The 23338-nt window shown below is 52.5% G+C and carries 25 protein-coding genes; 13 read left to right on the forward strand and 12 right to left on the reverse strand.

Annotation, left to right across the window (positions count from 1 at the left end; translation table 11 throughout):
* Positions 1–35: 35 nt before the first annotated feature.
* From HS105_11875 to HS105_11895, 5 genes are all read right to left on the reverse strand, one after another.
* Positions 36–461 carry a hypothetical protein gene (locus HS105_11875; GenBank protein ID MBE7517284.1) on the reverse strand — a complete coding sequence of 142 codons (426 nt, stop codon included), beginning with the start codon at positions 459–461 and terminating at the stop codon, positions 36–38.
* Positions 462–473: 12 nt separating this feature from the next.
* Positions 474–722 carry a hypothetical protein gene (locus tag HS105_11880; protein ID MBE7517285.1) on the reverse strand — a complete coding sequence of 83 codons (249 nt, stop codon included), beginning with the start codon at positions 720–722 and terminating at the stop codon, positions 474–476.
* On the reverse strand, positions 719–1735 hold the full coding sequence (locus tag HS105_11885; protein ID MBE7517286.1) for a hypothetical protein: 1017 nt from the start codon (positions 1733–1735) through the stop codon (positions 719–721). Before HS105_11885 ends, HS105_11880 begins: the two co-directional genes overlap by 4 nt.
* 198 nt (positions 1736–1933) lie before the next feature.
* Positions 1934–3169, reverse strand: a complete 1236-nt coding sequence (gene serA / locus HS105_11890; GenBank protein MBE7517287.1) for a phosphoglycerate dehydrogenase — start codon at positions 3167–3169, stop codon at positions 1934–1936.
* A 33-nt stretch (positions 3170–3202) separates the two neighbouring features.
* Positions 3203–3592: a VOC family protein gene (locus HS105_11895; GenBank protein ID MBE7517288.1), complete on the reverse strand. Its 390-nt coding sequence runs from the start codon at positions 3590–3592 to the stop codon at positions 3203–3205.
* 468 nt (positions 3593–4060) lie between these two features.
* On the opposite strand from HS105_11895, the gene HS105_11900 reads away from it, so the two are divergent.
* From HS105_11900 to HS105_11910, 3 genes are all read left to right on the forward strand, one after another.
* A complete protein-coding gene (locus HS105_11900) occupies positions 4061–5800 on the forward strand; it encodes an SUMF1/EgtB/PvdO family nonheme iron enzyme (GenBank protein MBE7517289.1) in 1740 nt (579 codons plus the stop codon).
* A gap of 440 nt (positions 5801–6240) precedes the next feature.
* Positions 6241–6687, forward strand: a complete 447-nt coding sequence (gene tnpA, locus HS105_11905) for an IS200/IS605 family transposase (GenBank protein MBE7517290.1) — start codon at positions 6241–6243, stop codon at positions 6685–6687.
* Positions 6671–8059: a hypothetical protein gene (locus HS105_11910; GenBank protein MBE7517291.1), complete on the forward strand. Its 1389-nt coding sequence runs from the start codon at positions 6671–6673 to the stop codon at positions 8057–8059. The genes tnpA and HS105_11910 overlap by 17 nt, the downstream gene beginning before the upstream one ends.
* A 138-nt stretch (positions 8060–8197) precedes the next feature.
* Here the strand turns inward: HS105_11910 and HS105_11915 are convergent, their stop codons facing one another.
* Positions 8198–8548 carry a hypothetical protein gene (locus HS105_11915; GenBank protein ID MBE7517292.1) on the reverse strand — a complete coding sequence of 117 codons (351 nt, stop codon included), beginning with the start codon at positions 8546–8548 and terminating at the stop codon, positions 8198–8200.
* A 366-nt stretch (positions 8549–8914) separates the two neighbouring features.
* On the opposite strand from HS105_11915, the gene HS105_11920 reads away from it, so the two are divergent.
* The 4 genes from HS105_11920 to HS105_11935 all read left to right on the forward strand — a co-directional run bounded on the left by HS105_11920 (position 8915) and on the right by HS105_11935 (position 11787).
* Positions 8915–9571: a zinc ribbon domain-containing protein gene (locus tag HS105_11920; protein ID MBE7517293.1), complete on the forward strand. Its 657-nt coding sequence runs from the start codon at positions 8915–8917 to the stop codon at positions 9569–9571.
* A gap of 32 nt (positions 9572–9603) precedes the next feature.
* The gene (locus HS105_11925) at positions 9604–10251 is read left to right on the forward strand and encodes a hypothetical protein (GenBank protein MBE7517294.1); all 648 of its coding nucleotides are present in this window, start codon (positions 9604–9606) and stop codon (positions 10249–10251) included.
* Positions 10229–11032 carry a hypothetical protein gene (locus tag HS105_11930; GenBank protein ID MBE7517295.1) on the forward strand — a complete coding sequence of 268 codons (804 nt, stop codon included), beginning with the start codon at positions 10229–10231 and terminating at the stop codon, positions 11030–11032. Before HS105_11925 ends, HS105_11930 begins: the two co-directional genes overlap by 23 nt.
* A gap of 77 nt (positions 11033–11109) precedes the next feature.
* Positions 11110–11787, forward strand: coding sequence for a hypothetical protein (locus HS105_11935; GenBank protein MBE7517296.1), 678 nt, complete (start codon positions 11110–11112; stop codon positions 11785–11787).
* 107 nt (positions 11788–11894) lie between these two features.
* On the opposite strand, the gene HS105_11940 is transcribed toward HS105_11935, so the two are convergent.
* The 3 genes from HS105_11940 to lpdA form a co-directional block, all read right to left on the reverse strand.
* A complete protein-coding gene (locus HS105_11940) occupies positions 11895–12110 on the reverse strand; it encodes a type II toxin-antitoxin system HicA family toxin (protein ID MBE7517297.1) in 216 nt (71 codons plus the stop codon).
* Positions 12107–12310, reverse strand: a complete 204-nt coding sequence (locus HS105_11945) for a type II toxin-antitoxin system HicB family antitoxin (protein ID MBE7517298.1) — start codon at positions 12308–12310, stop codon at positions 12107–12109. Before HS105_11945 ends, HS105_11940 begins: the two co-directional genes overlap by 4 nt.
* Positions 12311–12602: 292 nt before the next feature.
* Positions 12603–14012 carry a dihydrolipoyl dehydrogenase gene (gene lpdA, locus HS105_11950; GenBank protein MBE7517299.1) on the reverse strand — a complete coding sequence of 470 codons (1410 nt, stop codon included), beginning with the start codon at positions 14010–14012 and terminating at the stop codon, positions 12603–12605.
* Between the two features lie 164 nt (positions 14013–14176).
* Here lpdA and HS105_11955 point away from each other — a divergent pair, with 164 nt between their 5' ends.
* The 6 genes from HS105_11955 (at position 14177) to fumC (ending at position 19265) form a co-directional block, all read left to right on the forward strand.
* Positions 14177–14836 carry a class I SAM-dependent methyltransferase gene (locus HS105_11955; protein MBE7517300.1) on the forward strand — a complete coding sequence of 220 codons (660 nt, stop codon included), beginning with the start codon at positions 14177–14179 and terminating at the stop codon, positions 14834–14836.
* Between the two features lie 117 nt (positions 14837–14953).
* Positions 14954–15382: a rhodanese-like domain-containing protein gene (locus HS105_11960; protein MBE7517301.1), complete on the forward strand. Its 429-nt coding sequence runs from the start codon at positions 14954–14956 to the stop codon at positions 15380–15382.
* 223 nt (positions 15383–15605) lie between these two features.
* Positions 15606–15983: a DUF302 domain-containing protein gene (locus tag HS105_11965; protein MBE7517302.1), complete on the forward strand. Its 378-nt coding sequence runs from the start codon at positions 15606–15608 to the stop codon at positions 15981–15983.
* Between the two features lie 5 nt (positions 15984–15988).
* Positions 15989–16603 carry a class I SAM-dependent methyltransferase gene (locus HS105_11970; GenBank protein MBE7517303.1) on the forward strand — a complete coding sequence of 205 codons (615 nt, stop codon included), beginning with the start codon at positions 15989–15991 and terminating at the stop codon, positions 16601–16603.
* Positions 16600–17805, forward strand: a complete 1206-nt coding sequence (locus HS105_11975) for an aminotransferase class I/II-fold pyridoxal phosphate-dependent enzyme (GenBank protein MBE7517304.1) — start codon at positions 16600–16602, stop codon at positions 17803–17805. Before HS105_11970 ends, HS105_11975 begins: the two co-directional genes overlap by 4 nt.
* A 53-nt stretch (positions 17806–17858) precedes the next feature.
* Entirely contained in the window at positions 17859–19265 is a 1407-nt protein-coding gene (gene fumC / locus HS105_11980) for a class II fumarate hydratase (protein MBE7517305.1), read from the forward strand.
* Positions 19266–19282: 17 nt separating this feature from the next.
* Here the strand turns inward: fumC and HS105_11985 are convergent, their stop codons facing one another.
* The 3 genes from HS105_11985 to tssI all read right to left on the reverse strand — a co-directional run bounded on the left by HS105_11985 (position 19283) and on the right by tssI (position 23303).
* Positions 19283–19783 carry a PAAR domain-containing protein gene (locus HS105_11985; protein ID MBE7517306.1) on the reverse strand — a complete coding sequence of 167 codons (501 nt, stop codon included), beginning with the start codon at positions 19781–19783 and terminating at the stop codon, positions 19283–19285.
* A gap of 22 nt (positions 19784–19805) precedes the next feature.
* Positions 19806–20390: a hypothetical protein gene (locus HS105_11990; GenBank protein ID MBE7517307.1), complete on the reverse strand. Its 585-nt coding sequence runs from the start codon at positions 20388–20390 to the stop codon at positions 19806–19808.
* Positions 20391–20558: 168 nt separating this feature from the next.
* The gene (tssI, locus tag HS105_11995; GenBank protein ID MBE7517308.1) at positions 20559–23303 is read right to left on the reverse strand and encodes a type VI secretion system tip protein VgrG; all 2745 of its coding nucleotides are present in this window, start codon (positions 23301–23303) and stop codon (positions 20559–20561) included.
* Between the last annotated feature and the right edge of the window lie 35 nt (positions 23304–23338).

Below are 23338 nucleotides of genomic sequence, written 5' to 3' on the forward strand. Positions count from 1 at the left end.
GTCGTAAATGGCGCGGCTAATTCGTTTTTGAAAGGTCAACTGAGAGGCTTTGTATCATCCTCTGAAGCATCGAAAAGCGATGGCGGTTCGGGCATCTGCGGCGCTTCGCTCTGCATATCACGCTGCATTTGCACTACGGCCATTTGTGCCTGCTCGGCATCACGCGCTGCAATGCGCAGCGTCAATTTGCCGTCCTTGTGGGGAACGCCGTTGAACGCGATCAGGCTGCGCGGCCGCACCTCGACCCTCGCCGGCACAACTAGGAAGCCGCGCTTGAACTTGATGTCGAGGATATCCTCGATCGAAATGCCCTTTTCCTTCACACCGTCGGATATTATTCCGAAAAGCTTCGATTCGAACTCAAGGACGATGCCCGCCGGCGAAAATTTCGCCAGTCCGTTCACTTCGGAAAATCCGCCGTTCGTCTTTGTCTTAAATGGAATACTGACAAAAGATCGCATATCTCACCGGCGTCAGTTCTGCCGCAGGAACCACTTTCCGATCCCGTAGAGGCTGATCAAAAGCCAGAATGATTCTACTATAAAGGACGGCAGGTTGAACGCGAAGATCAGCGAGATAAGTATAAGCAATGCTCCCGCCGCGTTCAGCAGCGAATAGCTCAGATGTTCGCTTTTGTTCCTTTCCGTTTGCAGCAGGATATAGCAGCCGACGATCACCGCCACACCGGCCGCACCTACGACGTCGAACCACTGAACGGTCATTTCAGCTTGTAAACACCGGCGGCGTCGCCGACCGCCCACACCGATGTTCTGCCGCGGGCAGCAACGGCGTTCAAACTCTCGCGGCCGACCTCCTTCCATGTCGCTCCGCCGTCATTTGAGATATCGGAGCCCAGCGCACCGACGGCGATGACCGTCTTTGCGTTAATGAACGCAACGCCCGAGCGATAGCCGAGGCCGCCGGTCAACGGCTTCCACGAATGGCCGCCGTCCGATGTGGCAAATACGTTGTCGCCCGCAGCCGTAGGCTTCTCGTAATTGCCGCCGACAATGATGCCGTTGTGAGCATCGCTCATAGCGATCGAAAAGATGCCGCTGCCGGACGTGCCTTTGACCATCGGCGTATTGGCCGCACCCCAGCTTTTGCCGCCGTTATGCGAGTGAAAAACGCGGGCATCGGAGCCGCCGGTCACGAGGTAGAGCAGGTTCTTATCAACGGCGATCAGGCATGTGCCGCTCGCCGCGAACGCCGCTTCGCCGGGCTTTGCCTGCGGAAGGCCGTCGGCAGGCAGCGGCTTCCATGCCTTGCCGTCCTCGGTCGCGATCAACCGGAATTTGCCGTCAACAGGATCGCTCATCGCCACGCAGTGCGTCGCATTCCAACAAGCGACGGCGTCGTAAAATGCCTTCTCGTCCGCGTTTTGGAACTGAAGTTCCCAGGTCTTGCCGCCGTCCGTCGTTTTATAGATCCGCGAGGCCCCGCCGTTACCGATGCTCAAGACGTACGCCGTTTTCGCATCGAACGCCTCGACATCGCGGAAGTCCAGACCCTGTGCACCCGGCACGCGTATCACGTCCCACCGTTTTCCGCCATTGATGGTGCGTATGACCGTGCCGCCGGTTCCGCTTGCCCAAATGACCTTTGCGTTCACGACCGAGAGCCCGCGGAATGACGTCTTCGCCTCAAGCCCCGCAACCTTCTGCTGCACCCACTGCGCCGACACCGCAAACCCGCACACCAGAACCGCCGCGGCCAATAAGATCGTTCTTCTCATAACTGCTATTCGTACCACTTAAATACGCCATCTGCAACAGTACCGCACACCAGCATGGCCGCGGTTATCAGTTGACTTTCGGCTTTCGCTTTGCGGCCTTTGCGTCCTCAGCTTTATCATCTTTGCGGTTCTCGATCTATCAGCAGACGGAAACCGAAAAGATCGCGTAAGCCCTCAGCGCTGCACAAAATGATCGGCTCAATAAACCATTCTCGCCTTGACGGTGGCGGGAACGTCCTTCAAAAGTTCGAACGCTTCTTTTGAGAGTTTCGATTCGACATCGAGGATGACGTAGCCGATCTCGTCGTTGGTCTTGAGATACTGGCCGGCGATGTTGATGCCGCGGCCCGAGAGACGCGAGTTGATCTCGCCGAGCACGCCGGGGACGTTGCGGTGAATGTGCAGTATGCGGTGAGTGCCGGCCTGTGCGGGCAGCGAGACGGGCGGCACGGTATGTGAGCCGTCGCTGGTGCCGTACTCGACATACTTTATAAGCTTGCCGGTAACGTCGAGGCCGATATTCGCCTGAGCCTCTTCGGTCGAGCCGCCGATGTGCGGCGTCAGGATCACGTTCGGCAGATTTTGCAGGACACTCGTGAATGCATCACCCGTTCTTTCGGGTTCATCCGGAAAAACATCGACCGCGGCACCCGCGAGTTTGCCGCTCTTTAACGCCTTTGCGACCGCATTCAGATCGACGACATCGCCGCGGCTGTAGTTGATGAGGATCGAACCTTTTCGCATCGACCGAAGAGCGTCGGCGTCGATCATATTCCTCGTCGTGCGGTCGGAAGGAACGTGCAAAGTTACGATGTCGGACCTCCGCAAAAGCTCTCGAAGCTCGCGCGTCTGTCGTGCGTTGCCGAGCGGCAATTTCGTCACCGCGTCGAAATAGATGACGTGCATTCCCATCGCCTCGGCCATCGTCGAGACCTGCGAACCGATGTTGCCGTAGCCGATTATGCCGAGCGTTTTACCGCGCAGCTCAAAGCTTCCCTTCGACTCCTTGAGCCAGATTCCGTTGTGTGCGGCCGCGTTCTTATCCGCGATCTTGCGTATCAGCATCACGCATAATCCGATCACCAACTCGGCGACCGAACGCGTGTTCGAGTACGGAGCGTTGAAGACCGCAATTCCCTTCTCCGTCGCCGACGCGAGATCGACCTGATTCACACCTATGCAAAAACATCCGACCGCGAGCAGCTTGTCCGCCGCCTCGATCACGTCCCGCGTGATCTTCGTCTTCGACCGAATACCGACAAGGTGCACGCCCTTGACCGCCCTCACCAGCTCGGCCTCGCTCAACGCGCCGCCCATACGCTCGATCTGCGTATAACCGCCCGCCTCAAGCTCCGAGACCGCCGCGTTAGAGATATTCTCAAGCAGAAGTATCTTAATTTTGTCGCGAGGATATGATGTCGAAGCTACTCCCATCTGTTTATCGTTGTGCGGCATTCAACTTATATTCTACTTCTCTTCGTGTAGATACAGCCGGTTGCCGTAGAGATCGCGGAGGAAGATGAACTTTCCATACGGCTCGTCGATAAGGTCACCTTCAAGTTCTACGCCATTTGCCTTGAACCTTGCGATATCGGCCTCGATGTCATCGGTTGTGATCCCGAGCAATGCATTGTCCGCATCTGACTGTTTACCTACCATTGCCTTGCCTTCGTCCGTGTGAACCGGCGCAAGCGAGATCTCAAATTCTTCCTGGCCAGGCAGGCAGACCGTCAGCCATCGATTGCCTTCGCCGAAGCTAGCGTCAGTGTGCACCGCAAACCCTAGCTTCTTCGTGTAAAAATCCAACGCCTCCTGCTGATCGCGTACGAGCAGGACAAATGATTTTACTTTTTGCATAATTACTATTGTCCGCGAAATGCTATTAACGGTGCAAGCCTAGCGGCCCCCGAACGAGAGTCCAGTTAAGAAATGAGAGTGAACATCCTTTTACGTATAATGTATAATTCTGACCTTAAACTGGATCGGCGAGGTCACGAGTTTATCGAGGAGGGCGTTTCGCTACATCCCGCAAGCTTGAATGACTCGGCACTGATCGAGTTCATCGGTGGAATAATGGTACTAGGATTGACTTTTATTCGCATGTCAGTGTAACATACCGCCCAATTTCTCATAACAATTTGTAAGAGAAAGTTTTGGAACTATGCCCATAGGTTTTAAAACTAGATCAGCGACCATGGTAATGTTCGTCTCGCTCGTTCGTTCGTTCGTTGCGATTGTCTTACTAAAAATCACAAAACAAGTGAAATCTCAAGGATGCAGGCCGAGCGATCGGTTTGCGTCCTTTTTTTTATATTTTAAACAGCTATGAAAAAACTTATCCTTGTTGCCTTTTTCTTTGTGTTTGCATTGGATGCAGCAGTCGTTATTGCCCAAAAGCGTCCGGTGCGTAAGACAACTACACCAAAACCTGCTGTAACGCAGCCGCAGCCGCAAGCGACACCCTTACCAAAGCCAAAATCTCCGGCGGAGCAGTTTTATGTCCAAGGCCTGAAGTGCCAAAAGGAAGACTACGACTGTCAGGTGTCGAACTATACAAAGGCGATCAATCTTGAATTAAACACAAAAGCCGTGTTCAAAAATCGCGGCTTGGCGTATATGGGCAAGGAAGAGTATGGAAAAGCCATCGGCGATCTCTCAAAAGCCATTGAATTGGACAAGAATGACGCCGAGGGCTACAAGGATCGCGGCAAGGCATATTATACCGTGGCTAAAAGCAATCAGGTGCTGGATATGGCGATACGTGATTTTACATCGGCGATAGAGCTTGAGCCGAAGGATGCCGAGGCGTATAAGTTTCGCGGGACGGCGTATTTTACGAGGTCGAGATTTGACGATGCAAAGGCCGATCTTGAAAAGTCTTTGAGCCTGAATCCGAAGGACGCGGACACAGCCGCGCGACTGGCTGAGGTCAGAGCCGAGGCCGCGAAATCACCCGCCGGCGCTCCGAACAGGCCTCAATCGTCGGACGACAAACTCGCCGAATTCGAAGCATGGAGCAAAACAAAAAACAGCACAAAGGCCGCGGATTACTGGGAGTTCCTGCAAACTTTCGCGAACGGTGCCTTTGCCAAGCAGGCGTATGACAAGATGATGGAGATCGGCGACCCTGAATGGAACAAGGTCAAGGACAGCCGCGACCCGTATCAATACAAGGCATATCTCGAGAAAAATCCTAACGGCCCGTTTTCCGGTTTGGCTCAGACAAAATTAAAATCCTCGACCGACGCGCTCATCGCATGGGAGCAGGTGGATAAAAGCAGTACGGCGGCGATAAACGAATTCATAAAAAAATATCCAGAATCCAAACAGGCCGCCGAGGCCGATGCCGTAAAGGAAAAGGCTAAAAAGGAATTCGAATCAAAGGCGACGGAAGCAAGGGCAAAGGATAAAACCAATTCTATCGGGATGCAGTTTGCCTTTATTCCCGCCGGGACGTTTGAGATGGGCGAGCCGGCAGCAAGCCATACCGTTACTATCAGCAAAGATTTTTACATCGGCAAATACGAAGTGACGCAGGCACAGTGGCAGGCCGTGACGGGCAGCAATCCGAGCTATATAAAACAGTGCGGCCAAAACTGTCCCGTTGAGGCCGTAAGCTGGGACGACGCGCAGGTATTTATCGCAAAGCTGAACGCAAAGAACGACGGGTTTGTTTATAGTCTGCCGACCGAGGCCCAGTGGGAATACGCGGCACGTGCTGGCACGACGGGCGATTACGGCGGCACAGGGAATCTGGATGAGATGGGCTGGTATGATAAAAACTCAGGCTCGACCTCGCACCCCGTCGGACAGAAACAGCCCAACGCATTCGGGTTATACGATATGCACGGCAACGTCTGGGAATGGTGCCAGGACTGGTACGGCGATTACCCAAAAGAAAGCGTTACCGACCCGAAAGGAGCCGCAAGCGGTCAATATCGGGTGCTTCGCGGCGGCTCGTGGCTCAGCTATGCAACTAATGCGCGTTCCGCCTATCGTATCGTCAATGCACCTGATGTCCGTGACGACTACATCGGTTTTCGGGTTGTTGCTTCCGTGAGGTAACTCTCTGACGTCAGAATCGGTAAAAGGGATTTTGCCGAGCGTGCATAGAGAGTACAAGAGATCATCCGGCGATGCCGTAAGGCATCCGAAAAACGCAGCAGGCACAGGTTGTCGAGTAGGTCAGAAACAATTCGAAAAACCGCCTGTGTCTTTAAATGGCGATTTACATTAGTCGTCGAAGACGACGGGATATTTGTAGCCCATATCGCAAGATATGGGACACGATCATAACAGGAAGGCCGAACCGTCGAAGACGGTGATATATCTTCGATGACGGCGTTAGGATATTATGCCACCATCTTCGATGGTTCCATGAAACATTGACGCCATTCCCATGGTTCACACCGTTGAACCCACGGTTTGCACCGTGGGCTACAATTATACCGTCGTCTCCGACGACTATGCACGAATAAGCCGTCGAAGACGGTGATATCACGACGATGGCACACACATATACCAATCTTATTTACCACGTCGTTTTTAGTACGGAAGGCCATATCCGTTCACTCACAAAAGAACGCCGTGCCGAACTTTTTGCCTATCTCGCGGCATTGATAAAAGAGAAAAAAGGCCTTCCTTTGATAATCAACGGTGTCGAAGACCACGTTCATCTGCTCTTCGAATTGCCGCCGAGCGTCGCGTTGTCCGACGTGATGCGGTTTCTCAAAGCGAATTCGTCCCGATGGTTCAAAGAGCGATTCGAGATACCTTTCGCATGGCAAACCGGCTTTGGGGCATTCAGTGTTTCGCGTTCGGTTGTTCCCAAAGTGTCGGATTACATTCGCGATCAGGAAGAACACCACAAAAAGCGGGGTTTCCGCGCGGAATTTATCGCCCTATTAAACAAAAGTGGTGTCGATATTGACGAAGATGATCTATGGAAGTAAAGGTTCAAACCCGTCGAAGACGGTGATATATTTTCGGCGTCCGATATTATGCCACCATCTTCGATGGTTCCTTGAAATGTCGGTGTCGTTTCCCCTCGGTTTGCACCGTGGGCTACAAATATGGCGTCGTTTTCAACGACTGGGGAGGCTTAACTATTTTATGAAAACATTATTCATATTACTGACGACAATAATTTTCTGCTCTTCGGCATTCGGACAGCAAAAGAAAGAAGTATCAAAACCCTCGCAGATCGGCATAACCGCCCCGATGCGCCGCCCCGGCGATATTCAGCCCGCACGCCCGCCGTCCACGCAGGCAAACACGTCGGGAAATCCCGCTCCTTCGGGCAATGCTAATGAGCTTGTCCAAAAGATCTTCGCCAACATGACCACTTATGCCAAAAAATCGCAAAATTGGCGGGTAGGATCAGATTGGGAATATACTACCTTTACTAATCTATCGCTTACCGGCAACGTCCTTATCGTATCGGAACGAGTTAAAGGCCGTTATATTGACAAAGCACGTGATGATTGCAAGGTAACGATCGACAAAAATTCTTGGGTTAGGCTTTGGAAAGAGCCAACAACAGGGATAATGGATGGCCTGAGTTTGCATGGCGGCGGCAAATCATGCGAATTCCACTATGAGCCGGGAGCGAACAATGCAAATTTTAATCAGCTCAACGGCCTGGTTGAACAGCTTCGAAATTTGGATAGGACACCAGCTTCGGTAAGCTCAAATAGTCAAACTTCTAACGCCAATCAATCCTCGACAAGAATAACCGTAAACCCAGCCGAAACCGCCCAGATAAATCGTCTGAAAAGGCAATTGGGCGGATCGGCCCGGCAAACGCAACAGATACAGACGGGCGAGCTGGCAGACGGTAAGGCTAAAGGCTTTAGCCATCCCTTAGCGGGACGGATCGTAAAACAATATCCCGTTAATAATGATTGCAGCACGGGAATTGTCGGAAATAAGCGGGTCTGTTGGGGAACGTGGGGATCGACTGAAGGAGTTCAGGTGCGTGTCAAAGGCCCCATCGCCGCAGGTTACAGCACTTACAAGGGGCAAAACACCGTTTATTATGAATGGCGTATTCAAATAAAAAATCCGACTAACAACATAGCCTGCTTAAATTATAAGTTCACCTATAAAGGCGGCTATCGTTCGTATGACGAGGACATCGGCGCCGGCATACCAATGCTCGGCGGAGCGTGTGTTGTTCCGAACGGAACCACCGAAGGCGGCGGAAATAGTGAGTCTTCAAAAACTTTCTCGCCTGAATCGGATGTCCATGTGGATATTCTTAACGTGCGTACCTGCTCAAAATGGAAGCAAAACGATTCGACCACTTTTGAGTGTATAGAATAGCCTCGGGTTTTGCCGCCGATCCGAGCAGCGGCGCAGCCGCAAGCAGTTTATTACGACGGTCGGAGAAGCAGAGTTTCTCCGCACATCGAGCCGCAAGATCTTTGGAAGGAATGCATTGAGATGATCTTTGCTTCTCTGTCACCGCAGGTGTTTTGGCACGTCTTTGACCTTGATGCCGAGTTTCTTGGCGAGGTTCTTCCACCTGCCGTCTTTGTCTAGATAATAGACGTAGGCGAGGTCTATGCCTTCGCCATTCACTTTTACTTCCCAATAGCCTTGATAGCCGGCATCCACGGCCTCGACGGTAGTGATCTCTTCGACGCGGTCGCCCTTGTCCTCGCAAGGAGCACAATAATGGCGAATTTGCTTCTTATCCTGCAAGAAGGCCGCCGCCTCGATCCAGCTGATCTTCTTCGCGTACGCCCTCAGTATTATCTCTTGTCGCTTCATGGCCTGCTCCACCGCGGCCTTTCCGTAGAGTCTCGTCATTACTCGATTCTCCACCGCCGCACCCAAAGCGGACATATCATCTGCTATTCACACCGGACATATGATGTGCTAACTACAGAATAATGGGATCAAGATTGACTTTTATTCGCATGTCAGTGTAACATACCGCCCAATTTCTCATAACAATTTGTAAGAGAAAGTTTTGAAGCTATGCCCATAGGTTTTAAAACTAGATCAGCGATCACGGTGACGCTCTGTCCAGCCTGTCCAGCCCCCGTTTTTTACCCCGAAAGGAAAGCTAGTGATTTAACGCTTCCGAGTTTAGGGAAAGTCGAGCCGGAGGCGAGGCTTTCACTAAACCATCTTTGTGTCCTTATTAATTTTGGGTCATGACCCATAAATATTATGAATAAATTTTGCAGAAAGTGCGGAGCCGAAATGGATGCGGATGCGGTGTTTTGCAATGAATGCGGATCCGCTGCAAGTGTTGCTCGTTCATCTGAAGTCACAATTGCAAAGTCAGTGGAACCTTTACCGATATCTAAAACAACTTCACAACCCGTTAAGAACAGCGAATCACCAACTTCGCAATTTCCCAAAGCATTGGTGGACTCGGTCAGACGACGATATCGCGAAGGGTATCTGTACGCAAGAACTATAGACGGCTTTGGCATCGCATATCAAGTTATAGGCGTAATTGTCGCGATCTTAGGGCTGATACTTGGATTTGCACTCGGAGCAGCTGCCTCTAATCCAAGAGACTCGTTCGGGCCCGATCTGGCATTCTTGGGGTTCCTTCCTTTTATCATTGGTTTAATTTTTGGTGCCATTTTGTTCATTACCGGCGTCGTTGTAAGAGCCGGCGCACAGCTTATGAAAGCGAGTTTTGATAGCGCCGTGAACAATTCGCCGTTTTTAACTAACGATGACAGAGCTGAAATGATGTCTCTGAGTGTTAGTGGCGGCGGAGTTTTAGATGGAATTGCGTTTAAATGCGCAAAATGCGGGTTAGACAACGATGGTAAAAAGAACTATTGCGTAGGCTGCGGAGCAGGTTTGTAAAAATGAGAACTTGTCAAACATGCGAAGCTTTTTTGGCTAACGATGACGTTTTTTGCGAATCATGCGGCAATCGCGTAGACGCTTATAAAAGAAAACGCCGAACAGAACTTGTTCCAACGCAACGAAATGCTGGCGGACTACCTACAAACAAAGCCGCCATGCTGTGTTACCTTGTGCCATTATCGGCTCCGCTCATAGTTTCACTTCTATTTTATGTGATGGCGAGTATGAGAGACAGACCTGACCTCGGACCGGTTTTGATGCTCTTATTTCTTGTAGGAATCATTTGTTCTTTCGGCTTTCAAACATATGTTCTTTTGTTTGAGCCTTTTAAATCAACACCATTTATACGCTTTCATGCATTTCAATCGATCTTTTTCAGCATTGCAGCAGTGATGATAGGTCCATGTGGGATTGGGATTTGGCTTTGGCTTGTGTCGTTAATTTTTATGATCTATTTGGCAGTAAAGGCAAATAAAGGACTTTGGTTTGGAGTTCCGGTCATTCAACAATGGGCGATGAAACTGGCCAGAAAACAGCCGTCTGTGACAGTTGGCCAACAGTTTATACAATCTGCATTTTGTCCGAATTGTGATGCAGATAATTCTGTTACAAATAAATTTTGCCGCAAATGCGGAGAAGCATTGGAAAAAAAAGATGAAAGTTTGTCCGAAATGTAATGGAACCTCAACCGGGGACAATCTGTTTTGTCCCGACGACGGAACGCGCTATGTCAAAAAATCCGATGCTCCGAACTTTTCGGCGTCCCGCACTGATACATTCACATTTCTGTGTCACTTATGTGACGGAATAAATAAACAGGGAGCGAAATTCTGCAAACAATGCGGCGTGGCTCTTAAGCTGCAATCGAATCAGCAATTCGAGCAAACGAATGTGGTATCAGATACTTTACAATCACCGAAAGGCGTAACACTCCCCACGACTACCGAGGCAAAACAGCCGCAAAAAAGTAATGTGCTGCCTATTATCTCAGTTTTGTTAAGCATTGTAGTTTTTGGTTCACTAATTTATATCGTCTCCAATTCCAACAATTCTACTGCATCAAGCGCGGTGGCGAACGCGGCGAACTTTCCCCCATCGCGAAATCGATCTTTTAATTCTATTGCATCAAACGCTGCATCAAACGCATCACACGCACCACCGTCTTCCCCAAACATCGGACGCACCGGACGTTTGACAACTAATCTTATTATTCGAAGCAATTCGAATAAAAATGCGGAAAATCTCGGTGTGCATTATAAAGATTCAAAAGTACGGATTCTTGATGAAGATTCGTACTCAACCGACGAAGGTTGGTCAATATGGTGGAAAGTGCGTGTGCTTGAAGAGGGCTGTGATGCGGAAGACATAAGAGGCTGCGGCAGTAATAACCGTAACGAAAACGTCGGTGAAGCCGCAATGGAAGGATGGATGAATTCTAGATTCATTGCTATCGATTGAGACGAAAATTAATGAAAACGTGTCCGAAATGTGCGAGAAAATATTCCGATGATGATATCTTTTGTTACGAGGACGGGATGCGTTTGGTTTTCGTGCCCGTTTCCGAGCCGACTGTTGTTATTACCACAGGACCTGCCAAAATTCGCGAACATACAGACTCTTCGCCGTCTGCGCTTTACCTCTTGATAGGAGTTCTCGGAACCGCTCTAGTTGCTACATTGATATATGTTTTTATTCTGAGTGATACAAAACCAGACAGTCAAAAAGTAACATCAGATTCTACTCATCCGTCAATTCTGGCAAAACAATCGCACGCAACAATCGCTAACAATTCCGAGCGGCTCACTAGACAGTCTGTTAGTTCTAATAACAACACGAGCTATGACGCTGAAATAAAAGAGCGATTGGAAAAATGGAAGTCTGATGGCGAGGCAAGAAACGCAGATGCGTTAATGGAAAATTATGCGTTTTCTGTAGATTATTACAAAAAGCGCGGAGCAACTCGTGATTTTATAAAGCAGGATAGATCCCGGGCTTATTCAAAATATACATCTATTAAGATTGACCTTACCAACATTAATATTAACTATTCAGACGACGCCTCTGCATTAGTAACGCTTGATAAAGGATTTATCCTTGACGGCAACGGTCATTTAGACGGAAAAGTTCAGCAACAAATCAAAATGATTCGTATCAATGGCGTTTGGCTTATAAAAGGCGAACGCGACACAAAGGTTTACTATATGAACCATTAAATCTATTAGGAGAATAATACCTGTGGCAGAGACAGAACATGCGAGGAATATCGAGCATTTTGGACGATGATATCGATTGCCCGCGGGCATGGGGTGGATCATGCTCGTTAAAGATTTGCGAATTCTGTTTCTGAGAGTTGTGTTTGTCGGAGAATGCTGCGCAGTGTGCCGCCTGCGACTTCGCGGTGTTTGGGAACGGTTGCTGTGATCATGCCGTTGGAGACAACTTTCGCAAATTTGACGTGGCTGCCTGCTTGGCCGGCTTCGTAAAAACCGGCTTTCAACAGTTTTCGTCTGACTTCGCGGTAAGGGAGCGGCTTCACGCGACGATCTCTAGTTCAAAGTGATGAACTTGCGGCAAGATGGTGGCAACGGGCGGAGTGAAATGGAGCAAAAGAGCTTCGTTCAGATTTTGGATCGCTTCTTCCTCGGTTTCGCCTTGCGAGGCGATATCGACCTCTAAACACTGAGCAACGAACCAATCGCCCTCTCGAGAAATGACAGCATTGAAGTCTTTGACCATATAAAGAATTATACAAAGTTTGGATTTTTTAGCGAAATTATTCTTGGGGAAACACTATGGCAGAGACAGGATATGCGCGGAATGTCGAGCATTTTGCGGCGTTGATATCGTCTGAAGGGATATACCGGCAAGTGAAACGATAGTTCCTTCGCATTTTGTAACCTGTCCGCCGTTTTCAGAAAAGGCTTTGTGACATTTCACAAAGCCTTTCGCATTTGTCATTAAGTTTCCTACGAAGTTCGCAAAAGCTTTCGCGATCATAAAAACATCCTGCGAACGCCGCCCACTCCGATCACATATGAATCGTCAGGTCGTGGACGCCTTCGGCGGCTTCCATTACGGATTCGGAGACGGTCGGGTGAGCGTGGATGACGCGGCCGAGTTCGTCTGCGGTAGTTTCGAGTGCCATGGCGACGCAGGCTTCGGCGAGAAGCTCGGTGGCGTGCGGGCCGATGATGTGAACGCCGAGCACCTCGTCGTATTTTTTCTCGGCGACGATCTTTACAAAGCCGTCTGTCTCGCCAAGGATGCGAGCCTTGCCGCTCGCAGAGAACGGGAATTTGCCGACCTTGACATCGTAGCCCGCTTCCTTTGCCTTTGCTTCGGTGAGGCCGACGCTTGCGACCTCGGGATCGCAATATGTGCAGTTCGGGACGAGGTTGAGTTTGATCGGCTCGACCTTCTTACCGGCGATCTTTTCGACGACGAGAATGCCCTCTTTCGACGCGAGGTGTGCGAGCTGCGCTGTCGGGACGACGTCGCCGATCGCGTAGATTCCGGGTTCGGCCGTCTCGTAAAATTCGTTGACCTCGACGGTTCCCTTCGGGCTGACCTTGACCTTCGTGTTCTCGAGCCCAAGGCCCTCGAGATACGCCATACGGCCGACCGCAACGAGCAGCATCTCGGCCTCAAGCGTAACGGTCTCGCCTTTTGCATTCTTGCCGGAAACCTTGACGCCCGACTTCGTCTTCTCCATTTTGTCGAGCTTTAAGCCGGTCTCGACCTTGATGCCCTGCTTTTTGAATGCCCGCTGCAACTCCTTCGAAACCTCGGCATCCTCGAGCGGCACGATGCGGTCCATAAGTTCGACAAGCGTCGTATCGGTGCCGAAACGGTGATAAACGCTCGCAAATTCCGAACCGACAGCACCCGAGCCCATCACGATCAGCGACTTCGGAACCTTTGTGAGTTCGAGAATGTGATCCGAATTGACGACCGTCTTGCCGTCCGTCTCAAAGCCCGGAATGGGCCGCACGACCGATCCCGTAGCGATGATGATGTTCTTGGTGTCGATCGTTTCTTTTTTGCCGTCGGCGAGAGCGACCTCGACCTTGCCTTTTCCGGCGATCTTACCGAAGCCGTTAAAGACCGTAACCTTATTCTTTTTCATCAGATAGGTTACGCCCGCCGAATTCTTCGCAACGATGTCGGACTTGTACTTCTGAACCTTTTCGAAGTCGAATCCGATGTTCTCGACGCTTAGACCGAAATCTGCGAAGTGATGAGCTTTGTCATACAAATGCGCCGCGTTGAGCAATGCCTTTGTCGGAATGCAGCCGCGCAGGCCGCACGTGCCGCCGAGCCGCGCGTCCTTCTCTTTCTCGATGATCGCGACCTTCAAACCCAAATGCCCCGCTCGAACCGCCGCGACATAGCCGCCGGGCCCCGAACCGATGATCGTTACGTCAAATTGTTCCGCCACAGAAATTTCCCTCTATTAAAATATTCAAATCAAAGCGTAAGTACTGATTATATCGTTATGCGAAGCGACGGACAAAGCGGCTCCGCTCGCTAAAAGATACCTTTAATACGCTTTGCCGTTATGCGAGAATTGAAATGATGTTAAATGACCGTGAAAGAATACAATTGAGGCTACGTGAACTTCAGGCCGAATTCGCCGAACGCGGCGATGCGACAGGCTGGTTTGATGCACTTTATAAAGAATCGGCGGGCGACAATACAAAGATACCGTGGGCCGATCTTGAGCCGAACCCATATTTCCAAAGATGGGTCGAGACTGCCGGCCTGAAAGGCGACGGAAAACGGGCGCTCGTCGTTGGCTGCGGGCTTGGCGACGATGCTAATTATCTCAACGGCCTTGGCTTCAAAGTAACTGCGTTCGACATCTCGCCGACAGCGATCGAATGGGCGAAGAATCTCTATCCGAGTGACGAGATCCAATTCGAGGTCGGCGACCTTTTCGAACCGGCTAACGACTGGATCGGGGCGTTCGATCTCGTGCTCGAGATATACACGATTCAGCCGCTTCCGCTTGAGTTTCGTGAAAAGGCCATAGCGGCGGTCGCGAGCTTTGTCGCTCCGAACGGCGAACTCGTTGTCGTTACCCGCGGCCGTGAGGATGATGAAGACCCCGGAACGCTGCCGTGGCCATTGTCTCGTAAAGAGTTGTCGCTCTTTGAGACACACGATCTCGAACAAGCAGAATTTGTTGAAATGGCTCCGGAGGAAGACGGCGATCCGAGGCGGTTCCTTGCTCGTTTCATTCGGCGACAGGGCGGCGGCTGACGGGAACGCTTATTGCGGGACCATGGGACGGGCAATGCCTCCAAGCAATGCCTCCAATGAGTTGATAATATAACCATATAGTTATACACTTGTCACTGGTTAAGGATTTTTGAAATAATGTACAGGATCGCCAAATTGAGAGCAGTATTTGTGGTTGCGTTGATGAGCCTTGCCTTTGCGGCTTGTACGGCGACACCGCCGCACACATCAGACACAACATCCGGCTTACAAACCGGTGTCAGCGAGATGACACCGAAAGAGGCTCTGCCGTATGTTCAGGCCGCATATTCGCAGTTCATCGATGTCCGCACCGTTGAGGAGTATGCTGAGGGACACGCCGCTCGTACGAGAAATATCCCGCTTGACACGCTTGCCGCAAACCTCGATATGATCGAGAAGAACGAGCCTGTATTCCTGATCTGCCGGAGCGGTGTACGTTCTCTTGCCGCCGCAAAGATCTTGGTTGATAACGGTTTTCCGCAGGCGATAAGCGTTTCGGGCGGAACCAATGAATGGAAGGCAGAGGGGCTGCCGATGGGAGAATAATATGAACGATGCGTTGTTATTGTTGGGCCTGCTCGGGCTGTGGCTGCTGTTCCAGTTGGTCATATTGCCGCGAATGGGCGTTTCGACCTGAATGCGCGGTGCATGTGACGCCGGGTCGCGTCAGGACAAAACAGAAGAGACGAAGATAAAGGAAACGGAGCATTAGGAGGCCGATATGGAAAATGCAGTTGCCGCAAGAACGGCGGAGAAATTCAGCTACGGTATGAAGCGCGAGATCGCGTGCGGATTTGATGAGGCGGTGGAAAGGACGCGCGAGGCTCTCAAGGGCGAAGGCTTCGGCGTGTTGTCCGAGATCCGAATGGACGAGAAACTCAAGGAGAAGCTCGGCGTGGATTTTCGCAAGTACGTGATCCTCGGGGCGTGCAATCCGCCGCTCGCTCATCAAGCGGTCGGCGAAGAGATCGACCTCGGGCTTCTGCTGCCGTGCAACGTGATCGTTTACGAGGCAGATGACGCCGCGAAGTCTGTCGTTTCCGTGATCGACGCCGCAGCGATGATGTCGGTCGTCGATAACGACAAGCTCGCATCCGTCGCAGGCCGGGTGAACGAAAAGCTCAACCGGGCACTCGACGCTATCTAGCAGCGATGGAGCGCAAGGCTCATTGGGAAAATATCTACGCCGCAAAAGCGCCCGGCGGTGTCAGTTGGTATCGGCGGCATCTCGAAACTTCACTGAGCCTGATTCTCGGCACAGGCTTGGGTACGGACGCCGCCGTAATTGACATCGGCGGCGGTGATTCCACGCTCGCGGATGACCTGCTTGAGAACGGCTTCGGTGATGTTACCGTGCTTGATATCTCTGCCGGTGCCATTGCGGCCTCGCAAAAGCGGCTTGGCGAAAAGGCCGCTCTTGTAAAGTGGATCGAGGCAGATATTACCGAGGCGGCCCTCGAAGCCGGGCGTTATGACGTCTGGCATGACAGGGCAGCCTTTCATTTCCTTACCGATGCAGCGGATCGGCGGCGATACGCCGAGCAAGCCGCCCGAGCGGTACGCACTGGCGGTCAGCTGATCGTGGCGGCGTTTGCGGAAGACGGGCCGGAGAAGTGCAGCGGGCTTGATGTCGTACGTTACAGTTCAGAGTCAATGCCGCAGGAATTCGGCCGCAGCTTCCGGCTGATCTCGTCAACGGCGGAATCTCACATCACGCCATTCGACACCACACAGAAATTCGTTTATTGTCATTATCAAAAAATATGACAAGGCGATTCGACCCAAGCGACGAGATCCAAGATCATCGAGTATTCGGCGAATTCGGCGATGTGAACCCGTCGATCACCGACTCGTCAACCTACACATTCCTAAGCCCTGAGCGGATGGAAGAGCTGTTCGAACACGAGATCGAAGGCTGCTTTCTCTATTCGCGGCATTGGAACCCGACGAACAAGTATTTGGCGGATGCGCTTGCCCGTATGGAAGCGAGCGAGGCCGCACAGGTCGCGGCTTCGGGAATGGCGGCCATTTCATCGACGATAATTCAACTCTGCGGTGCCGGCGACGAGATAGTTTGTTCACGCACGGTCTATGGCGGAACATACGCCTTGTTCAAGAATTTCCTGCCGCGGCTTGGCATAAATACGCGGTTTGTCGATATGCGCAGCCTCGACGAGGTACGCTCGAACATAAATGAGCGAACTCGTATCATTTATTGCGAATCTATATCGAACCCGCTTCTTGACGTCTCCGACATTCCGGCGCTTGCCGCGATCGCCCGCGAGCACGGCCTCAAACTCGTCGTCGATAATACGTTCAGCCCGCTGATCCTCTCGCCGATACGGCTCGGGGCCGATGTGGTCGTTCACAGCCTCACCAAATTCATCAACGGCACAAGCGACTGCGTGGCCGGCTCAATTTGTGCTTCAAATGAGTTCATTCACCGGCTCACCGATATTAACACCGGAGCATCGATGCTCTTCGGAGCGGTACTCGACAGCACGCGCGCCGCGAGTATTCTCAAGAATCTGCATTCGCTGCACTTGCGTATGCGGCAGCACAGCCGCAATGCTCAATTCCTAGCCGAAAAGCTTACGGAATTGGGAATGAGGGTACATTATCCCGGCCTTGCAGCACACCCGCAGCACGATCTTCTTACAAAACTAATGAACGACGGTTACGGCTATGGCGGCATGCTTGCCCTTGATGTCGGCGACGCGGCCGCGGCCAACCGTTTAATGACGCGGATGCAGGAGGAAAAGGTCGGCTATCTCGCCGTCAGCCTCGGTTATTTCAAAACGCTCTTCAGCTCGCCCGGCCACAGCACGTCATCCGAAATACCCGCGGAGGAACGCGAGCAGATGGGCCTCAGCGACGGGCTTGTCCGTTTTTCGATCGGCCTCGACAACAACATCGAGCTTGCGTTCGAGCGTATGAAGCACTGCCTCTCAGAGGCCGGCATCATCTAGCCCGGTACCTTCGAGAACAAGTTTGGCTGTATAATAGGGCTTTTGAATTAACTATGTCAGAAGCAATTGAAACAGCAGCAGCAACGCGAGTCGAGACGGACTCGATGGGGCCGATCGATGTGCCGTCGAACGTTTATTGGGGAGCGCAGACTCAGCGGTCGCTCGTCCATTTCAACATCGGTTTTGATGTGATGCCGCGCGAGATGATACGCGCTCTCGGCATCCTGAAAAAAGCCGCGGCGATAGTCAATTGCGACCTGGGCAAACTGCCCGAAGACAAAAAGGACCTTGTCGTGCGGGCCGCAGACGAGGTCATCGAGGGCAAGCTCGACGCACACTTCCCGCTGCGTGTTTGGCAGACAGGTTCCGGCACGCAGACGAATATGAACGCGAACGAGGTCATCTCGAACCGCGCCATCGAAATGGCGGGCGGCGAGATGGGCTCGAAACAGCCTATCCATCCGAATGACGACGTCAACAAGTCGCAGTCGTCGAACGACACCTTCCCGACGGCGATGTATATTGCGGCAGCCGAACGGATGACCGCGTTGATACCGGAAGTTGAAAAGATCAGCAACGCGATAAAGACAAAGGCGAAGGAATTCGAGGGCGTCGTGAAGATCGGCCGAACGCATCTGCAGGACGCTACGCCGATCACCGTGAGCCAGGAATTCAGCGGCTGGGCCGACCTTATCGACCGCGATATCGAACGCCTGCGTCTCGTCATGCCCGGCCTTTATGACCTTGCGATCGGCGGCACGGCCGTCGGCACGGGCCTCAATGCGCATCCTGAATTCGCCGAACGTGCCGCGGCAAAGATCGCCGAATTAACGGGCCTGCCATTCAGATCGCATCCGAACAAATTCGCGGCACTTTCGGCACACGATGAGATCGTTTTCGCTTCGGGCGCGGTTAAGACGCTGGCCGCGAGCCTTATGAAGATCGCAAATGACATTCGCTGGCTCGCTTCCGGCCCGCGATGCGGCCTCGGCGAGATATCGATCCCAGAGAACGAGCCCGGTTCGTCGATCATGCCCGGCAAGGTCAATCCTACGCAGAGCGAAGCGATGACGATGGTCGCCGTGCAGGTTTTCGGCAACGACGCTGCGATAGGTTTTGCGGGTTCGCAGGGCAACTTCGAACTGAACGTCTTCAAACCCGTGATGATCCACAACTTCCTGCATTCGGTGCGGCTGATACACGATGCGTGCCACGGATTTGTAGATTATTGTATCGCCGGAATTGAGTTGAACCGCGACAAGATCGACCATTACCTGCACGATTCGCTGATGCTCGTTACCGCACTAAATCAGCACATCGGCTACGACAACGCCGCAAAGATCGCTAAGCACGCTCACAAAAAGGGCATTTCGTTAAAAGATTCGGCTCTCGATCTGGGCCTGCTCACTTCTGAGCAGTTCGACGAATGGGTCGTCGCGGAAGATATGACGCATCCGTGATCCGGCGTTGAATTGAATTATCCGCCGATGATAACGGTCGGTTCGCCTTTCGTGATGGTGTTTTGCGGTCCGAGTGCCTCAAGGATCGTATCACCCATGCGGCCCGCAGGCAGATTATTGATCATAACGGTTGCCGAACCCGTAATATCGACGCCCGGCCCGTGCGGCGGTATAGGCAGCGGTGTCGTGCATAAATGTATATCCGCACCCGCGGCCGCGCTGCTGATAGCACTCGACATTGCAGCTAACGCGGCGGCTTTTGCGGCCTCCTCCGCGGCCTTTGCGGCGGGTCCTGCCGGCGTGCCTGCGGCTGCGGTGCTTGCAGCCTCGGCCGCCTTTACCGCAGTATCGGCAGTTGCTTTTGCTGATTGAAGTGCGGCTACGGCCGCGAGCGGAATGCCGCGCCAAGCCGGCAAAAAGCCGATCAACACGTTCGGGCTTCCCGGCCCCGGCGTCAAAATCGGCGGCAGCGGATGTGCTACCGGATCAGTTACCCTTGCTGCTGGACCTTGCGGCATATTTGCTCCCTAAATTCGGCAACTACATTGCATACGGTATCGGCAGACCGCTTTCAAGTACATTCTCTTTGATCGAAACGCTTCCGTCGGATGCGACATCGGCATCAAAACGCACAAGATCGCGGCCCTTGACGGTAAAGAGCGTACATATCGTGCCTGAGCATTTCGGCGGAACTACGACACGCGAAAATTTCTTCTGTATCTCGTCAAATCTCGCATTGTCCGCATCGCTCAAATTCGGCCGCCGGCGAATGCCGCCAATATCATCAAGTATCGTCAATGCTCCCGCAGGTGCCGCGACAGCCGCCAAATATAAACGCACGTATTCGAGGCGGTCAGACGATGAGATCAAGCTCAAGCCGGCACGTCCGACAAAGCCGGTGAATTTACCATCGTCGCCGTTGAGCACCGTACAGTCGCCTTCGCCCGGGCAGCCGATGTAGAAAATGACCGGCCGCGTAGGCAGGTCTGCCTGAACACGAAAGATAGCACCCTTTTGCAGGAACGGTGTCGCCATTTGTTCGTTTCGTTTGCCCTTTGCTCGGATCAACGAAGCGGTCGTCGGATCTGTTCTCTCGATCTTTTTTGCCAACTCTTCTATATCCATTTTTGCTTCCTTCCCACCGGCCCTATTTTCAGGGTAAGGTGTCGGTGTTGCGAGGCTCGGCGGAGTACTTTGCAGGTTGGGCTCAATTGAGAATGTTCCCGCTCCGCAACCGATAAACATCATACAGGCAAGTACTGTTGCCAATGCCGACGCGTCTGCCATACGCTGTTACGGAGTTCCGCCTCCGCCCGGATGGTGTGCATCCCAATCACCGCCATAATAGTCGGGGTATGTCTGTCCGGTCGATGTCGAAGGTACGACCTCTCCGTTATCAAAACCCTGCCGCACACGTTGGCGGCCCGCTTCGCGGCCGATCGCCTCAGCTTGCTCGTCGGAGATATTCGGGTCCGCCGCACGGGCATTGGCAACGGCCTGATCGTGTGCCTGCTGATATTCGTTTTCGAGCGGAAAATGCGAACCGGAGACATCGGTGCCGTTGGCCGCCAGTTCATTCCTGGCCTCTATGCTTCTGACAGTACCTTCCGTTTCTTCGTCGAGCATCGTATCTACATAGTCGTTTCGATTCTGCGTATCTACGTTCGCACTTCGGCCTTCGTGATGTGCCTCGGCATGATTCATCTCATGCGTGAATGTAAGTGCCGAAGTTGTCGGATCTTCGCTAGGATCGAGATTCATCCTATTGTCGCTCGAGCTGAAATAGGAGCCTTCGCCAGCGTTGAACGTCGGGTCTACGCCATAGCGATCATAAACCTCAAGAGCGTGCCGCCCCTGCGCGGAGTTTGCTAGAGTATTGCGCATCGAGGTTATGCGAGGATCTTCACCGGGACGCGGCGGGGCGATATGATGCTGCGACTTCAGTTTACGGCTCCTTCTGGTGCGGCCGCCGCCCGACCGCGGACGATCAAGATAGCCCGGCGCGCCCGTGTCAGCGGTTTCGGCATCCATCGGATCATCTATCGACGGATCGCCTGTTTCGGTTCCGAAGCCCCCGGAGTTGATCTTGACCATAGACCCTGCGATCGTAACACCCGAAGGGTCGATCACGACGCAGCTGCCGCCGACCTTCAGGCTTATTTTTGTTGATGCCTCGAGTATGATGTTCTGAGCGTTCGACTCTGCTTTCCCCTTCACCATCAAAGAGAGTCCGCCTTCGTAATTTTTGACGACGTCGCCCTTGACGGTCTCATTCAATTTGCCGTCGATGCCGATGAACTCATCTTTTTTGACGTGCAGATCGTAGCTGCCGCCGACGGTGATGGCGAGATTGCCGCCGGGTTTATTATCGGAGCGTACGCCGATGCTCTCCTGACGGTTGGCGCCGCAGGTCTCGTACATCGACTCCTTTACACGAAGATCGTAGCGCTTCTGCGAGTGGACAAAGACCTGTTCCTTGTCCTTCTTGTCCTCAAAGCGCAGCTCATTGAACCCCTTGCCGTCATCGGGCGAGGTGCGCGTTTTGATGTAGGTCAATGTCTTGAACTTCGGCAGTTCGTAGTGCGGCATCGTCTCCGGATTATAGACCGCGCCGGTGATGATCGGCCGGTCCGGGTCGCCCTCGAGAAAATCGACTATGACCTCCTGCCCGATTCGCGGAATGAACATCGTGCCCCACTTGTTGCCTGCAATTCCCGTACTGACGCGGAGCCAGCAGGATGATGTGGCATCATACTTGCCGTCGCGGTCCCAGTGGAACTGCACCTTAACGCGGCCGAACTTATCCACAAATATCTCTTCGCCCGACGGGCCTGTAACTACGGCAGTTTGACTGCCGCGCATTAGCGGCTTCACGGTGCGCCTGATCGGGCGGAACGGTGCGGAGCCGTCGCCCTGCGGTATGCATGTAAAGTTCGCAACGTAGGCATTTGCGACCGACGATTCGTCCAAGTAGGCGGGCGTCTGTATGGCCTCGGTCTTGACCGAGATGGTCAGATGATTCCGGTTGTTCGCAGGATTGGGATGTTCGGTCATACGGAACCGATAGCCCGGCGTCAGTGCACAGCAGTCCGACATACCGTAGCTCGACCTCATCGCGACATCGATCTCCTGCTGCCGCAGGCTTGTGGTTCGTTCACGATCGTCGAAGATCTTATTCAGTTTGCCGGATTGCTCACGCCCGCCCGAATCGATCCCGTCAAAGCGTTTTGCGTAGCCGCCGGGATAGTCATAGATCTCGGCATCCGACATACCTTTTGAATTCATCGCATTTGCTTCGAGCGAATTCTTAGGCAATTGGAAGTTATGATCCCGAAGCGTATAGCGGCCCGAGCAGGATTTACTCGCGGCACGCCAACTTCGGATGGCTCCTTCCCATTCATCGACATTATCGGAGATATCAATGCCGAAACGGATCGTCGAGCGCCCGGGCAATTCACGATGTGAACCCGGCATATTGCCGAGGATCATTCGGTGCGAGTTCTCAGTGTGCTCGAAATAGTAGTAGATGCCTTCTTCCTCCATCAATCTGGAGGCGAAATCAAAGTCAGACTCGCGGTATTGAACACAATAATTGCGAGCCTCGAAATTGCCTTGGATCTCGTGATCCACCTCAAAGCCTTCAAAGACCTGCCGCAATATCTCAGGCACTGACAGATTCTGAAATATGCGGCTTTGCGAATTCTGTGTAAGTATCCAAACGGACGGCACAAGTTCGGCGTGAAAATGCGACCAGCGGTGGTTACGCGAGCCTTGAGTGAACTCGACACACATTCCGTTGAAGAAGCGTTTTGTACCGTCAGGCTGAAGGACAGTAACGGTCATCTTCTGGCCGAGCATCTGTTCAGGATCGATAAGTGTAGGCACATTTCCTGCCTCTTCTTCGTCATGCACCATCTCGACATCAAAGCGGAACAGGTGCGAGATCTGCTCAGCAGCCCGCAAACGCTTGATGAGCAGAAAATCATCGTCGAGCGGCGTCGTTACCTTTAATGTTCTTCCTGCTTGTGTGGTCGGCATAGCTCTTTTGTGGGGCAATATCGTTCTGCCCGCAA

The sequence above is a fragment of the Chloracidobacterium sp. genome (assembly GCA_015075585.1).
Lineage (GTDB): Bacteria > Acidobacteriota > Blastocatellia > Pyrinomonadales > Pyrinomonadaceae > OLB17.

Excerpts from the sequence above, each read along its gene's own strand:
- HS105_11875 (MBE7517284.1), bottom strand. The coding sequence starts at position 461 with ATGCGATCTTTTGTCAGTATTCCATTTAAGACAAAGACGAACGGCGGA.
- HS105_11880 (MBE7517285.1), bottom strand. The coding sequence starts at position 722 with ATGACCGTTCAGTGGTTCGACGTCGTAGGTGCGGCCGGTGTGGCGGTG.
- HS105_11885 (MBE7517286.1), bottom strand. The coding sequence starts at position 1,735 with ATGAGAAGAACGATCTTATTGGCCGCGGCGGTTCTGGTGTGCGGGTTT.
- serA (MBE7517287.1), bottom strand. The coding sequence starts at position 3,169 with ATGGGAGTAGCTTCGACATCATATCCTCGCGACAAAATTAAGATACTT.
- HS105_11895 (MBE7517288.1), bottom strand. The coding sequence starts at position 3,592 with ATGCAAAAAGTAAAATCATTTGTCCTGCTCGTACGCGATCAGCAGGAG.
- HS105_11900 (MBE7517289.1), top strand. The coding sequence starts at position 4,061 with ATGAAAAAACTTATCCTTGTTGCCTTTTTCTTTGTGTTTGCATTGGAT.
- tnpA (MBE7517290.1), top strand. The coding sequence starts at position 6,241 with ATGGCACACACATATACCAATCTTATTTACCACGTCGTTTTTAGTACG.
- HS105_11910 (MBE7517291.1), top strand. The coding sequence starts at position 6,671 with ATGATCTATGGAAGTAAAGGTTCAAACCCGTCGAAGACGGTGATATAT.
- HS105_11915 (MBE7517292.1), bottom strand. The coding sequence starts at position 8,548 with ATGACGAGACTCTACGGAAAGGCCGCGGTGGAGCAGGCCATGAAGCGA.
- HS105_11920 (MBE7517293.1), top strand. The coding sequence starts at position 8,915 with ATGAATAAATTTTGCAGAAAGTGCGGAGCCGAAATGGATGCGGATGCG.
- HS105_11930 (MBE7517295.1), top strand. The coding sequence starts at position 10,229 with ATGAAAGTTTGTCCGAAATGTAATGGAACCTCAACCGGGGACAATCTG.
- HS105_11935 (MBE7517296.1), top strand. The coding sequence starts at position 11,110 with ATGCGTTTGGTTTTCGTGCCCGTTTCCGAGCCGACTGTTGTTATTACC.
- HS105_11945 (MBE7517298.1), bottom strand. The coding sequence starts at position 12,310 with ATGGTCAAAGACTTCAATGCTGTCATTTCTCGAGAGGGCGATTGGTTC.
- HS105_11960 (MBE7517301.1), top strand. The coding sequence starts at position 14,954 with ATGTACAGGATCGCCAAATTGAGAGCAGTATTTGTGGTTGCGTTGATG.
- HS105_11965 (MBE7517302.1), top strand. The coding sequence starts at position 15,606 with ATGAAGCGCGAGATCGCGTGCGGATTTGATGAGGCGGTGGAAAGGACG.
- HS105_11970 (MBE7517303.1), top strand. The coding sequence starts at position 15,989 with ATGGAGCGCAAGGCTCATTGGGAAAATATCTACGCCGCAAAAGCGCCC.
- HS105_11975 (MBE7517304.1), top strand. The coding sequence starts at position 16,600 with ATGACAAGGCGATTCGACCCAAGCGACGAGATCCAAGATCATCGAGTA.
- fumC (MBE7517305.1), top strand. The coding sequence starts at position 17,859 with ATGTCAGAAGCAATTGAAACAGCAGCAGCAACGCGAGTCGAGACGGAC.
- HS105_11985 (MBE7517306.1), bottom strand. The coding sequence starts at position 19,783 with ATGCCGCAAGGTCCAGCAGCAAGGGTAACTGATCCGGTAGCACATCCG.
- HS105_11990 (MBE7517307.1), bottom strand. The coding sequence starts at position 20,390 with ATGGATATAGAAGAGTTGGCAAAAAAGATCGAGAGAACAGATCCGACG.
- tssI (MBE7517308.1), bottom strand. The coding sequence starts at position 23,303 with ATGCCGACCACACAAGCAGGAAGAACATTAAAGGTAACGACGCCGCTC.